This is a genomic window from Streptomyces sp. PSU-S4-23, from assembly GCF_055632315.1.
Genome location: NZ_JBVMUU010000002.1, coordinates 7,052,094 through 7,065,756 on the forward strand (window position 1 = coordinate 7,052,094; position 13,663 = coordinate 7,065,756).

At 75.1% G+C, this 13,663-nt stretch carries 6 protein-coding genes; 5 read left to right on the forward strand and 1 reads right to left on the reverse strand.

Going from position 1 to position 13,663, the window contains the following annotated elements:
• Window positions 1-2 precede the first annotated feature (2 nt).
• From ACZ79I_RS32060 to ACZ79I_RS32070, 3 genes are read left to right on the forward strand one after another with little or no spacing between them, the layout of a single operon-like run.
• Window positions 3-800, forward strand: coding sequence for an enoyl-CoA hydratase-related protein (locus ACZ79I_RS32060; RefSeq protein WP_471502000.1), 798 nt, complete (start codon window positions 3-5; stop codon window positions 798-800).
• Entirely contained in the window at window positions 797-7,432 is a 6,636-nt protein-coding gene (gene fabD, locus ACZ79I_RS32065) for an ACP S-malonyltransferase (RefSeq protein WP_471502002.1), read from the forward strand. Before ACZ79I_RS32060 ends, fabD begins: the two co-directional genes overlap by 4 nt.
• Entirely contained in the window at window positions 7,429-9,864 is a 2,436-nt protein-coding gene (locus ACZ79I_RS32070) for a PfaD family polyunsaturated fatty acid/polyketide biosynthesis protein (protein ID WP_471502004.1), read from the forward strand. Before fabD ends, ACZ79I_RS32070 begins: the two co-directional genes overlap by 4 nt.
• Here the strand turns inward: ACZ79I_RS32070 and ACZ79I_RS32075 are convergent.
• Entirely contained in the window at window positions 9,803-11,782 is a 1,980-nt protein-coding gene (locus tag ACZ79I_RS32075; protein WP_471502006.1) for an alpha/beta fold hydrolase, read from the reverse strand. The two genes, ACZ79I_RS32070 and ACZ79I_RS32075, sit on opposite strands and share 62 nt — an antisense overlap.
• Before the next feature lie 146 nt (window positions 11,783-11,928).
• Here ACZ79I_RS32075 and ACZ79I_RS32080 point away from each other — a divergent pair, with 146 nt between their 5' ends.
• Together ACZ79I_RS32080 and ACZ79I_RS32085 are read left to right on the forward strand one after the other, a co-directional pair.
• Window positions 11,929-12,186 carry an acyl carrier protein gene (locus tag ACZ79I_RS32080; RefSeq protein ID WP_471502008.1) on the forward strand — a complete coding sequence of 86 codons (258 nt, stop codon included), beginning with the start codon at window positions 11,929-11,931 and terminating at the stop codon, window positions 12,184-12,186.
• Window positions 12,183-13,649: an amino acid adenylation domain-containing protein gene (locus tag ACZ79I_RS32085; RefSeq protein WP_471502010.1), complete on the forward strand. Its 1,467-nt coding sequence runs from the start codon at window positions 12,183-12,185 to the stop codon at window positions 13,647-13,649. The genes ACZ79I_RS32080 and ACZ79I_RS32085 overlap by 4 nt, the downstream gene beginning before the upstream one ends.
• The last annotated feature ends 14 nt before the right edge of the window (window positions 13,650-13,663 follow it).

Genomic DNA, 13,663 nt, shown 5'->3' on the forward strand with positions numbered 1-13,663 from the left:
CCATGACGTCACGGATCGCGGTCCACGACGAGGGGCCGCTGCTGCGGCTCACCCTGGACCGCCCGGACCGCCGCAACGCGATGGACGCCGCCCTCATCGAGGAACTCGACGCCGCGCTCGACCGGGCCGAACGCAGCCCCGAGTGCCGGATCGTGGTCCTGCAGGGCCAGGACGGCGTCTTCTGCACCGGGATGGACATCGCCCGGGCCGCCCGGGACACGGCCGACGACGACGAGCGCACCGCCCACCGCTTCTTCGCGCTGATGACGCGGCTGACCACCATCCCCCGGATCGTGGTCGCCCTGGTGGACGGCCAGGTCACCGGCGGCGGCGTCGGCCTGGCCGCGGCCTGCGACCTGACGTACGCGAGCCGGCGCGCCTCCTTCGGCCTGCCCGAGGGGCTGTGGGGGCTGCTGCCGTGCTGTGTGCTGCCGTTCCTGATCCGCCGGGCGGGCCGGCACACGGCGTACACGATGGCCCTGACGACCCTTCCGCTGGCGGCGGCCGACGCCGCACACCACCGGCTCGTGGACGCGGTCGCCGACGATCCGGAGACGCTCCTGCGGCGCCTGTCGTTCCGGGCGGGCAAGGTCGCGCCGGACGTCGTGGGCGACCTGAAGAACTACGTGACGAGGCTGCGGCCGATGCCCCCCGAGACCGAGCGCGTGGCGGTGGCCGAACTGATGCGGCTGACCTCGTCGGAGCGGGTGCGCCGGAACTTCGGCGCGTACGCGGCCGACGGCACCTTTCCGTGGGAGAGCGGCACCAGCACCCCCCCGACCGCGAGGAGATGGGAATGACGACCGCATGGGTGTTCCCGGGCCAGGGATCGCAGCGCAAGGGCATGGGAGCGCAGGTCCTCGACCGGTACCCGGACCTGTGCGCGATCGCGGACGAGGTCATCGGCCACCCGGTGCGGGCGCTGTGCCTGGACGACGACGAGGACGGGCTGCTGCACCATGTGCGCTACGCGCAGCCGGTGATGTTCGCGGTGAACGCGCTGGGGTTCCTCGCCGCCCGCGACGACGGTGATCCGCCGCCCGATTTCCTGGCCGGGCACAGCCTCGGCGAGTACGCGGCACTGTTCGCCGCCGGCTGCTTCGACTTCGAGACCGGACTGCGGCTGGTGCGCCGGCGAGGCGAGGTGATGGACGGCGTCACCGGGGGCGGCATGCTCGCGGTCATGGGCCTCACCGCCGAGCGGGTCACCGGGGTGCTGGCGGCGCACGGCCATGAGGACGTCGAACTCGTCAACTTCAACGGGCCCGAGCAGCACGTGCTGTCCGGGCCCGCCGACCGGGTCCGCGAGGTGCGCGGCGTGCTGCGCGCGGCGGGGGCCAGGTGCGTGCTGCTCAACGTCGCCGTGCCGGCCCACTCCCGGTACATGGAGGCCGCCGCGGAGGAGTTCGCGGCGGATCTGCGGGCGGTGCGGTTCTCCCCGCCGTCGCTGCCCGTCATCGCCAACCTCACCGCACGGCCGTACCCGCACGACGGGATCGCCGACATGCTGCGCCGGCATCTGCACCGGCCGGTGCGCTGGCTGGACAGCATGCGGTACCTGCGGTCCCAGGGGGTCACGTTGCTGCGGGAGATCGGGCCGGGCACGGTGCTCAGCAAGTTCTGGGCCGCGGCGGCGACCTCCGGCCCGCCGGATCCCGGACGGCTGGTGCTGCTCTCCGCCGCCGGCGCCGAGCCGCTGCGGGAGGCCGCACGCCGGCTGCGGGACCATGTGCGGGAGCACGACGAACTGCGGACGGCCGACATCGCGTACACCACCCAGACCGGCCGGACGGCGATGGCGCACCGGCTGCAGGTGGACGCCGGGACGCCGGCCGAACTCGCCGACGCGCTGACGGCCTTCCTCGACGGGAAGGACACGGCGGCGGTGCGTCACACGGTCGTCGGGCCGCAGGCCGCGGCGGCGGCCGGCGCGCCGGCACCGCGTACGCTCGCCGAGGCGAGGGCGGCCTGGCTCGCCGGGGCCGAGATCGACTGGGAACCGTACTGGGACCGGCCGGGCACGCGGGTGCGCCTGCCCGCCTACCCGTTCACGGCCCGGCGGCACGGCCCACCCGCCGCGGCGCCGCCCCCGGCCGCGGACGACCCGATGGAGCGCTACCTCATCGGGATCTACGCCGAGGTCTCCGGCATCCCCGAGGCGGAGCTGCACCCGCGGGTGCCGCTGGAGAACTACGGGCTCAACTCCCTGATCATCAGCGAGCTGAACGCGCGGATCGAGCGCGACCTGGGCCACACCTCCCGCACCCTGTTCTTCACCCACACCGATCTGGCAGGCGTCGCGGCGGCCCTCACCGAGCACGCGGGGGCCGCGGCGCGCGGCGGCACGGACGACGCCGGCGCCCCGTCCCGCGACGCCGCGACCGGCGTGGACGACCGTGCGATCGCCGTCATCGGCCTGGCCGGCCGCTATCCGCAGGCGGCGGACCTCGACGAGTTCTGGGACAACCTGGCCGCCGGGCGCGACTGCGTCACCCAGCTCCCCGCGGCACGCCGGCGCCCGGGCTGGCCGGTCGACATCATGTGGGGCGGCTTCCTCGACGGCGTGGACGAGTTCGATCCGCTGCTGTTCGGCATCACCCCCAGGGACGCGGCCCTGATGGACCCGCAGGAACGGCAGTTCCTCCAGGTCACCTGGGAGGCGCTGGAGAACGCCGGGTACAGCAGGGAGCGGATGCGCGCCCAGCACCGCTCGCAGGTCGCCGTCTACGCGGGCTCCATGTACAACGAGTACCCGTTCTTCGGCGTCGAGCGCTCCCTGGCCGGGGAACCGTCCGACGCCGGGTCGTCGATCGGCGGCATCGCCAACCGGGTGTCGTACTTCTACGACCTGCACGGCCCCAGCATGACCGTCGACACCATGTGCTCCTCCTCGCTCACCGCCATCGACCTCGCGATACGGGATCTGCGCCGGGGCGACTGCGCGATGGCCATCGCCGGCGCCGTCAACCTCTCGCTGCACCCGAACAAGTTCATCCAGCAGCGGCGGATGAAGCTCACCGCGTCCGGTCTGCGGTCGCGCAGCTTCGGCGAGGGCGGGGACGGCTTCGTACCGTCCGAGGGGGTCGGCGTCGTCGTCCTCAAGCCCCTGCGGGCCGCCCTCGCCGACGGCGACCGGGTGCGCGCGGTGATCCGCGGCACGGCGGTCGTGCACGCCGGACGCACCAACGGCTACATCGTGCCGAGCCCGGTCGCGCAGGGCGAGCTCGTGCGGCGGGCGCTCGACGACGCCGGGGTGGACCCGGCGACCATCGGCTACGTCGAAGCGCACGGCGCGGGCACCGCGCTGGGGGACCCGGTGGAGATCGACGGGCTGACCCGCGGCTTCGCCGCGGCGCGGCCGGCACCCGGCAGCATCCGGATCGGCGCGGTCAAGTCGAACATCGGGCATGTGGAGGCGGCGGCGGGCATCGCCGGGCTGACGAAGGTGGTGCTGCAACTGGAGCACCGCACCCTGGTGCCCTCACTGCACGCCGAGCGGCTGAACCCCAACATCGACTGGGGCCACGTCCCCTTCGCCGTGCAGCGCGAACTCGCCCCCTGGCCGCGGCCGGACGGCGCCGGGCCGCGGCGGGCCGGGCTCAGCTCCTTCGGGGCCGGCGGGACCATCACCCATGCCGTCCTGGAGGAGGCCCCGCCCGCGGGCCCGCGCCCGCACCGGCCCGGCCCGAGGCTCGTGGTGCTCTCCGGCTACGACGAGGCACGGCTGCGTGAAGTGGCCCGGCGGCTGGCCCGTTTCGTCACCGCGGAGCGGCCGGAGCCGGCGGAGCCGGCGGAGCTGGCGGACGTGGCCTTCACGACCCAGACCGGCCGCGAACACCTGCGTGAGCGGCTCGCCGTCGTGGCCGCCGACCTCACCGACCTGGCCGGACAACTCGAGCGGTACCTCACCGGCGGGGCGGACGGCGTGATCCGCGGCCGGGCGCCCGCGGGGGCCCGCCCATCGGGCCCCGTGCTGCCCGAACCCGGGGACACCGCGCCCGACCTGCGCCGCCTGGCCCGGCACTGGGCGGACGGCGGCGCGGTGGACTGGGCCGCCCTGTACGCGGCGGACCGGCGGGCCGGCGCGGCGCCGCGCATCGTCGCGCTGCCGTCGTACCCTTTCGCCCGCACCCGCTGCTGGGTGGAGGAGCAGCCGCGCCGGGCGGCGGCGGACACCCTGCTGTACACCAAGGTCTGGGAGCCGGCGCCCGCCGCCGCCCCCTCGGCCCCCTCGGCCGCCCCGTCCGGCGCCGACGGCGAGGGCCTCGTCGTCTGCCTCACCGACAAGCGGTCCGAGCCGGCGGCCCAGGCACTCGCCGCGGTCCTGGACCGCGTCCGGGTCGTGCGCCTGGACGAGAACGAGACGCCGCCGCAACCCGCAGAGCCCGTCGCCGGCTGGATCGACCTGTGCGACCTCGAAGCGGACGAGGCCGACGGCGGGAACTGGCGTGACCGCCTCACCCTGCTGCAGCGACTCGTCGCCGGGCGCAGGGACCGCCCGCTGCGGATCCTGCACCTGACCCGTGGGCTGGTCGACCTGCCGGGTGCCACGCCCACCGTCGCCGGCGCCCGCATGGCGGCCTTCGTACGGTCGCTGGGCGCCGAGTACCGTCCGGTCACGGCCACCACGGTGGACGTCGGCGACGCCGCGCCGGACGACATCGCCCGCTGCGCGGCCGCGGAGTGGCGCCGGCCCAAGGGCATCGGAGAGGTCTGCTACCGCAAGACGGTGCGCTACGAGCCGACGCTGCGCCCGCTGTCCGGCCCCGGCACGCCGCTGCGCTGCGACCCCGCACGGACCTACCTGGTCACCGGCGGCACCCGGGGACTCGGCGCGCGTGTCGCGCGGCATCTCGTCGACCGCGGCGCCACCAGCGTCGCGCTGCTCGGCACCCGGCGGCACGCGGAGGCCGAGGCCACCCTCCGGGAGCTGGAAGAGGCCGGCGCGCGGGTGCACCTCCATACGGGGCCGCTCACCGACCGGGCCGCGCTGGCCGGGTTCCTGACCCGGATCCGGTCCACGGGCCGCCCGGTCGGCGGCATCGTGCACTGCGCGGGGAAGGTGAGGCAGGGGCGTCCCGCCCTGGCGCACAAGACGCCTGAGGACCTGTCGGCGGTGCTCGAACCCAAGACGGACGCGCTGCAGGCCCTCGACGAGCTGTGCCGCGACGAGCCGCTGGACTTCTTCGTCACCTTCTCCTCGGTCTGCGCCTCCGTGCCCGGGCTTGCCGCCGGAGTGCTCGACTACGCGGCCGCCAACGCCTTCATGGACTACTACGCCGGCTACCGCAGGAGGCTCGGCCCGACCCCGCTGCGGTCGGTCGGCTGGGCCATGTGGCGGGACAGCGGCTCGGGCCGCGGCGGGCCCAACGTCTGCGAGCCCGCCGGCCTCGCAGCCCTGGACGACCCCACGGCGCTGCGGCTGCTCGACCAGGTCGTCGCCCTTCCCGGCGGAACGGTGGTCGTGACCTGCCCGCCCCTGAACGGCCCGGTCGACACCGACGCGCTGCTGCGCGTAGGCGCCATGGAGTCGCCCGCGGCCGCCGTACCGCCCGCGGCCGCCGTACCGCCCGCGGCCGCCGTACCGGCGGCGATGCCGTCACCGTCATCCGCGTCCCCGACCGTCCCCGCGTCCCCGACCGTCCCCGCGTCCGCGGGGCGTGTGCCCCGCTGGCTCGCGGAGCTGTTCTCGGTGACGCTCGGCATTCCCGTCGACGAGCTCGACACCGGCGCCGAGTTCGGGGACCTCGGCGTGGAGTCGGTGATGCTGGGGGAACTACTCGAAGGGATCGAGCGCCGGGCCGGACGGCAGCTGGAACCCGCCCTGCTCCTGGACCATCCGACACTGGACCGGCTCTCCGGCAGACTGACGGCGATGGGCATCCCGGCGGAGCCGCCGCAGGAGACGCCCGCTGAACCGGCACCCCCGGTGACCCCGGCGCACGAGACGCGGAACGGACGGCCCACCACCCGGTCCGCTCCGTCGCCGGCCCCGCGGCCCCCGGCGGTCGCGCCCGACGAGCGGGTCGCGATCATCGGGACGGCCTGCCGGTTCCCCGGGGCCGCGGACGTGACGGCGTTCTGGGAGAACCTCACCGCCGGCCGCTGCTCCGTCACCGAGGTGCCCCGCTCCCGCTGGGACACGGACCGCTTCTACCGGCCCACCCCGCAGCCGGGCATGAGCCTGAGCCGGTGGGGCGGGTTCATCGACGGCGTGGAGGACTTCGACGCCGCGTACTTCGGCATGACCGAGGAGGAGGCCGCCTCGCTCGACCCCGCCATCCGGCTGTTCCTGGAGGCGGCGGCGACGGGCCTGTGCGACGCCGGATACGAGCCGGACGAGCTCCGCGGCAGCGATGTGGGGGTGTTCGTCGGCGGCCGCACCTCCGACTACGCGCGCCGGGCCCCGTGGCGCCAGGAGGTCCTCCAGTCCGACCAGCACTTCATCGCCGCCCACGTCGCCCACCACTTCGACTGGCACGGCCCCAACCTCGTGGTGGACAGCGCCTGTTCCTCCTCGCTGGTCGCCGTGCGCCTGGCGATGCAGGCGCTGCTGGCCGGCGACTGCTCGACGGCGCTGGCCGGCGGGGTGGAACTGCTGCTCGACGAGCGGCCCTACCTGGAGTTCAGCGCGGCACGGGCGGTGTCCCCGACCGGCAGGTGCTACGCCTTCGACGAGCGGGCGGACGGATTCGTGCCCGGTGAGGGCTGCGGGCTCGTGGTGCTCAAACCGCTGTCCGCCGCGCTCGCCGACGGTGACCGCATCCATGCCGTCATCGAGTCCGCCGCGGTCAACAACGACGGGCACACCATGGGCCGTACCACGCCCAATCCCGCGGCCCAGGCCGCCGTGGTACGGCGCGCCCTGGCGCGGGCGGGGCGCGAGGCCCGGGAGATCGGGCTGGTCGAGGCGCACGGCACCGGAACCCTGATCGGCGATCCGCTGGAACTGCGCGCGCTCACCGACGTCTTCCGGGAGAGCACCGACGAGACGGGCTTCTGCGCCATCGGCAGCGTCAAGTCCAACGTGGGCCATCTGCTGGCCGCCGCGGGCGCGGCCGGACTGGTGAAGGCGGCACTCGCGGTGGAACACGGGGTGCTTCCGCCCACCCTCTTCTGCGACACCCCCAACCCGCGCTTCGACTTCGCCCGTTCGCCCTTCGTGCCCGCCACCGCGGTGCGGGACTGGCCGGAGGGCCGCCCCAGGGTCGCGGGCGTCAGCTCCTTCGGCCTCGGCGGCACCAACGCGCATCTGATCGTCGCCGCCCTGGACCCGGACCGGCACGGCGTCCCGTCGGCCGTCGTGCGCCGGCCCCTGCCACCGCCCCCGCTGCGGCCGAAGCGACTGTGGCTGGAACCGGGGCCGGGCCCGGCGGCGGAGGAGACCGCCGCTCCCCTCGTACCGTCCCTGCTGCGGCTGGACTTCGCATGACCGGCCGGGCCCGGCGCGCCTGGCTGTTCACCGGCCAGGGCGCCCAGCGCAAGGGCATGGGCGCCGACTGCTTCGACCGGCTGCCCGGGCACTGGGAACTGGCCGACCGGCTGCTCGGCTTCTCCGTACGGGAAGCCTGCGCGGACGACACCGCAGGCCGGCTGCGCGACACCCGCCATCTCCAGCCGGTGATGTTCGTCATGAACGCGATCGCCTCGCTGGAGCTGCTCGACCGTGAGCCCGCACCGGACTTCCTGGCCGGGCACAGCCTGGGCGAGCTCAACGCGCTGTTCGCCGCCGGCTGTTTCGACTTCGAGACCGGAGTGCGGCTGGTGCGGCGCAGGGGCGAACTGATGGCGCGGGCCTCGGGCGGCGCGATGGTCGCGGTGATCGGGCTCGATCCGGACCGGATCGCCGCGCTCGTCGCCGACGGGGAGCCCGCCGTGGAGGTGTCCAACCTCAACTCGCGGGACCAGACCGTCCTGTCCTGCCCCCGTTCCGAGGTCGCCGCGCTCGTCGAGCGCGTCGCCCGCACGGGGGCCGGGCGCGCGGTGCCGCTCAACGTCGGCGCGTCCTTCCACTCCCGCGACATGGCCGCGGCGGAGCGGGAGTTCCGCGACTACCTGGCGGGCGTACCCCTCGACGATCCGCGGATCCCGGTGCTCTCCAACGTCACCGCGCGCCCGCACGTTCCGGGCGCGGTCGCCGCGCAGCTCAGCAGGCAGATACGCCGGCCGGTGCGGTGGCGCGAGTCGATGCTCCGCCTGATCGGCGAAGGCGTCCGGGAGATCACCGAGATCGGGCCCGGGAGGGCGCTGACCGGTTTCTGGGAGTCGGCCCTGGCCGAGTCCCGGCCGCCGGAGCCACCCGCCCGGCCGGCCCCGTCTCCCGCCGCCCCGTCTCCCGCGCCCGCGGCGGCCGGGCCCGCTCCCGCCCCCGTCGCCCCGTCCCCCGCCTCCGCTGCCGTCATCCCGGCGGCCGCGCCCGCCCGCGCGGCGTCCGGGCCCACCGCCGTCGCCCCGGCTCCCGCTCCCGCCCCGGCTCCCGCTCCCGTGCCCGCCCCGATGTCCGTACTGCCGCCGGAGGAGCTGGGCTCCGCCGCGTTCCGGCGTACCTACGGGGTCCGCTGGGCGTACGCGTCCGGCTCGATGTTCCGCGGCATCGCCTCCGCCGGTCTGGTCGCCCGGATGGCGAAGGCCGGGCTCCTGAGCTTCTACGGTGCCGGCGGCATCGCCCTCCCGGACCTCGAACAGGCCGTCAAGACGATTCGGGCCGAGGCGGGCCCCGACGCACCGTTCGGCGTGAACCTGCTCCACGACCCGGAGGATCCCGCGCACGAGAACGCGACGGTGGAACTCTGCCTGCGGAACGACATCCGCTGTGTCGAAGCCGCCGCGTACCTGCGGATCACCGAGCCGCTCGTGTGGTTCCGCTACCGCGGCGCGCACCGGGACGGCGACGGGCGGCCGGTCGCGGTGCGCCACGTCGTCGCCAAGGTGTCACGCCCCGAGGTCGCCGAGGCGTTCGCCCGGCCCGCGCCCGCCGCCGTGCTGGCCCGGCTGGTCGCGGACGGACGGCTGACCGCGCAGGAGGCGGAGGTGGCCGCGCAACTGCCGGTCAGCGCCGACATCTGCGCCGAGGCCGACTCGGCCGGTCACACCGACGGCGCCGTCGCCCTGACCCTGATACCGGCCATGACCCGGCTGCGGGACGCGGCGATGCGGCGGTACGGCTATCCGCAGCGCATCCGGGTGGGCGCCTCCGGCGGCCTCGGCACCCCCGAGGCGGTCGCCGCCGCCTTCGTGCTCGGCGCCGACTTCGTGGTGACCGGCTCGGTCAACCAGTGCACCGTGGAGGCCGCGACGTCCGACGCGGTGAAGGACATCCTCGCCGGACTCGATGTGCAGGACACCGCCTACGCCCCCGCCGGGGACATGTTCGAGTACGGTTCGCGGGTCCAAGTGGTGCGCAAGGGCACACTGTTCGCGGCGCGGGGCAACAAGCTCTACCAGCTCTACCGGCAGTACGACGGCCTCGACGCCCTCGACGGGGCGACCCGGCGCAGCCTGGAGGAGAGCTGCTTCCGGCGCCCGCTGGAGGAGGTGTGGCGGCTCGTCAGGGAACGCTACGCCCGGTCCGGCCGCGCCGATCTGGCCGCCGCGGCCGAGCGGGACCCGAAGCGGCGGATGAGCGCCGTGTTCCGCTGGTACTTCGGGCACTCGACCCGGGTCGCGATGGCGGGGGACACGGCGGAACAGGCGAACTTCCAGATCCACTGCGGCCCCGCCATGGGCGCGTTCAACCGGTTCGTGGCGGGCAGCGGGCTGGCGGACTGGCGACGCCGCCACGTGGACGACGTCGCCGGCCTGCTCATGACCGGGGCAGCCGAAGCGCTGGGCCGCACGTCGTGGCGTCCAGAACGAAGTCGCTGATCAGCTCGCCGACCTCCTGGGCCCGGTCGTGCAGCAGATAGTGGGTGGCGCCCGGCAGGCTCAGATGCCGGGCGCCGGGGAACGCCCGCGCCGCCGCGCGCAGCCGCTCCGGTGAGGCGATGTCGTCGTACTCGCCGCCCAGGAACAGGACGGGCACGCGCACCTCGGCCGCACCGGCCAGGGGGTCGTGCGACCACAGGTCGAGGAGCTGGGCGGCGTACCGCAGCAGCGTCGGCCCCGCCGTGAAGGGCCGCCTCACCTCGTCCCGCAGCCGGGGGGCGACCCGGCGCAGCACGGCGGCCGGGTCGGGGGCACCGTCCTCCTCCTCGGCGGGCTCCCCGCCGAACAGGCCCATGAGGCGGTCCACCAGCCGGGGCTGACGGTGCAGCGAGGTGCACAGGAACTCGAGGTCGCGCTCGTACGGGGTGTCGAGGCCGTCGCCGTGGCCCAGGTGCTTGAACGACCCGTTCAGGAACACCATCGACCCGATCGCGCCGGGGCGGCGGCGGTACAGCTCCATGGCGACGCGCGGGCCCGTGCACCAGGCGGCCACATGACAGGACTCCACGCCCTCCTGCTCCAGGATCGCCTCGGCGTCGTCGGCCTGACCCGCGACGGCGGACGGGACGGGCCCGCTGCCGTACACGCCCCTGGGCTCCCAGGCGATCACCCGCCGCGGGGCGAGGTGACTGATCAGCCGGTGCCACCAACAGGTGCCGTAGCCCAGGGCGTTGAGCAGCAGCAGCGGAGGGCCGATGGTGCCGGCGGTCAGATACCGCAGCCGTGTGCCGCCGGCGACGGTGACCACCGAGGGAGCTCTGCCGAACAGCTCCCCCACACGCTGTTCCGCGGTGTGCCGCCGCAGCCGCTGCCCGGCCCGTACCGAGCCGATGAGCCGGCTGAGCGCGGGCCCGTCCAGGCCGTCCACGCAGACCGTCGCGGCGGCGGCCCCGTCCCCGCGCGCCGCGATCGCCTCCGCCCGCCGATGCCGGCCCGCGGGCCGGCTGAGCCGGCCGACGGCGCCGCCGAGCCGGTCGGCGAACTGCCGGTCCACCGGGTTCAGCCGCCCGGGATCGGCGACGGCGGTGACGGTCATACCGAACCCCTCGCTCAGCCGCCGGCACAGCTCCGGCACCGGGATGGGCGCGGCCGCCACCAGGTCGACGTGGGTGCGGCCCGCACCGCGCCGGTTCGCGACGGCCATCAGGGCCGCCGCCGTCCGGTCCACGGGCAGCGCGCCGAGCACGGACCCGTCGTGCGCGTGCAGCCGGAGGGGCTGGTCGCGGAAGTAGCCGGGGGCGCGCTCGTCCAGGTCCTCGCGTACCCGTTCCAGCGTCGTCAGCAGATGCAGCAGCCCGCCCTCCCGGTCGTCCGGGGGCTCACCCGGCCGGTCGACCGGGGGATCGGTGCGCACGATCCGGGCGGCGACGCCGAGTTCGCCGCACCGGGCGGCCACCTCCTCCTCCAGCTCCGCGCCGTGCTCCGGCTCCCCGGGCCACGGCCCCGCGGCCTCCGGCACCGGCCGGGCGGGCCCGACGTACCCGAAGCGGCGTGCTTCGAGGGCCGGGAGGAGCGTCAGCAGCGTCCGGGTGAGGGCGGTGTCCTCGGCGGTGCCGCGCTCACGGTCCGGGTCGCAGCCGGCGGCCAGGCACCAGACGTCCGTCGCGGACACCTCGGTGCCCCCGTCGTGCGGCTCGGGCACCAGCAGCCCGTGCGGGCCCGGTACGAGCGGCACATGGGTCAGCCGGGCCCGCGCGCCCGCCCGGTCACGCGGGGGCAGCCGGGCCACCACCCGGTCGACCAGATGACAGGCACCGCCGAGCAGGACCACCGTCGCGCCGGCGGCCGAGAGATAGCGGGCGGCGAGAGCCGTGGCCAGCGACCGCGGGCCGCCGGCGATGAGAACAGATGCGCGCATACACGTCTCACTTTTGTCGTCCGGGGAGGGTGGGACGTCCCATCGTGCGGACCCCTTCCGCAGCTCACCGCACACATTTGAGCACCGTCCGTCCCCGCCCTGTGCCTAGCATCGGGCCACTCGCAGGGCGACCACGGGAGACCCACGTGTGGGACAGGACATTCGAGCTGGTGCTGAGAACCTGGCTGCGCGGCCTGCCCGACCAGGCGGCCCTGGGGGCCGACGACCCGCTGGCGCCGTTCGGCCTCGACTCGCTCGCCACGGTCGGCCTGATCTCCGCGCTGGAGGACGCGTACGGGGTCAGCATTCCCGACGAGGCGGTCGTCCCGCTGAACTTCCGCACCCCGCGGACGATCTGGGCGGTGCTGTCGGCCGCCCGCGGCGGGGCGGAGGCGGCAGGATGAGCGCCAGGCTTCTGCACGAGTGGTTCCTGGACGGGCTGGCCCGCAACCCGCAGGGGCCGGCCCTCGCGGTCCAGGGCCGGGAGTGGACCTACACCGAACTGCACGCGCTGGCCACCGAGTACGCCGACAGGCTCACCGCGGGCTCCGGGCCCCCGCCGCGCCGGGTCGGGATACTCGCCGCCAAGAGCATCGAGGCGTACGCGGGAGTCCTCGGCGCGCTCTACGCGGGCGCGGCGTACGTCCCGCTGGGGCCGGAGGTGCCCGCGGAACGCAATCTCGCCATCGCCGCGGCCGCCGGCGTCGACGCCCTGGTGACCGACGCCTCGGGCGCCGAGCAGGCCGGGCGGCTGGAGCACGCCGTGCACAGCGCGCGGGAGTCCGCGGCGGCGCGGCCGGACCTGGCGTACATCCTGTTCACCTCCGGCTCCACCGGCACCCCCAAGGGCGTTCCCATCTCGCACGCCAACGTCAGCGCCTTCCTGCACGCCAGCCGGCCGCGCTACGACTTCCACGAACGGGACCGGTTCAGCCAGATCTACGAACTCACCTTCGACCTGGCCGTCTTCGACCAGTTCATGGCCTGGTCGGTGGGTGCCTGCGTCTGCGCCATGACACGGCTGCAGGCACTCGACCCGGTGCGCGCGGCCCGGCGCCACCGGCTGACGGTCTGGCACACCACGCCCAGCCTGGTCACCGCCGTCCAGCAGCGCGGCGGCCTGCCCGAGGGCGGGCTCGGCGGGCTGCGGCACAGCGTGTTCTGCGGCGAGGCACTGCCCGCCCGCACGGCACGTGCCTGGCACCGGGCGGCACCGAACGCGTCGATCCACAACATCTACGGGCCGACGGAGCTGACCATCGCCTGCACCGGCCACACCTGGGACCCGGCCCGGGACCCCACGGACTCGGGCACGGTGCCGATCGGCGAGCCCTACCCGGGCCTGGACGTGGTCCTCCTCGGAGAGGACGGCGGGATCCGCACGGACGCCGGGGAACTGTGCGTGACGGGCGCCCAGATGTTCGCCGGCTATCTCGATCCGGCCGCGGACGCCGGCAGGTTCCTGGACCACGACGGGCGCCGCTGGTACCGCACCGGCGACCGCGTCGGATACGAGGAGCACGTCGGGCTCGTGCATCTGGGCCGCACCGATCAGCAGGTCAAGATCCGCGGCTACCGGGTGGAGCTGGGGGAGATCGAGAACGCCGTCCGCCGGGCCACGGGCGCGGACGCGGTGGCTCTCGTCCTCGGCGAACCGGCGCGGGAGCTGGCCGTCTTCGTGCTCGGCGGCACCCCCGCCGATCTGCCGGCGCTGAGGAAGCGGCTGTCCGCGGAACTGCCCGGCTACATGGTGCCCGGCCATCTCTGGCACCTGCCGAAGGCGCCCCTGAACAGGCACGGAAAGGTCGACCGCGGAAGCCTGCGGACGGCTGCGGCACGGTACCTCGACCGGTCGGCCGGTGAGTGAGGACCAGGAAGGAC

Bases quoted from the DNA above. Each gene is read 5' to 3' on its own strand.
- ACZ79I_RS32060 (WP_471502000.1), top strand. From the start codon at position 3: ATGACGTCACGGATCGCGGTCCACGACGAGGGGCCGCTGCTGCGGCTC.
- ACZ79I_RS32075 (WP_471502006.1), bottom strand. From the start codon at position 11,782: ATGCGCGCATCTGTTCTCATCGCCGGCGGCCCGCGGTCGCTGGCCACG.
- ACZ79I_RS32085 (WP_471502010.1), top strand. From the start codon at position 12,183: ATGAGCGCCAGGCTTCTGCACGAGTGGTTCCTGGACGGGCTGGCCCGC.
- fabD (WP_471502002.1), top strand. From the start codon at position 797: ATGACGACCGCATGGGTGTTCCCGGGCCAGGGATCGCAGCGCAAGGGC.
- ACZ79I_RS32070 (WP_471502004.1), top strand. From the start codon at position 7,429: ATGACCGGCCGGGCCCGGCGCGCCTGGCTGTTCACCGGCCAGGGCGCC.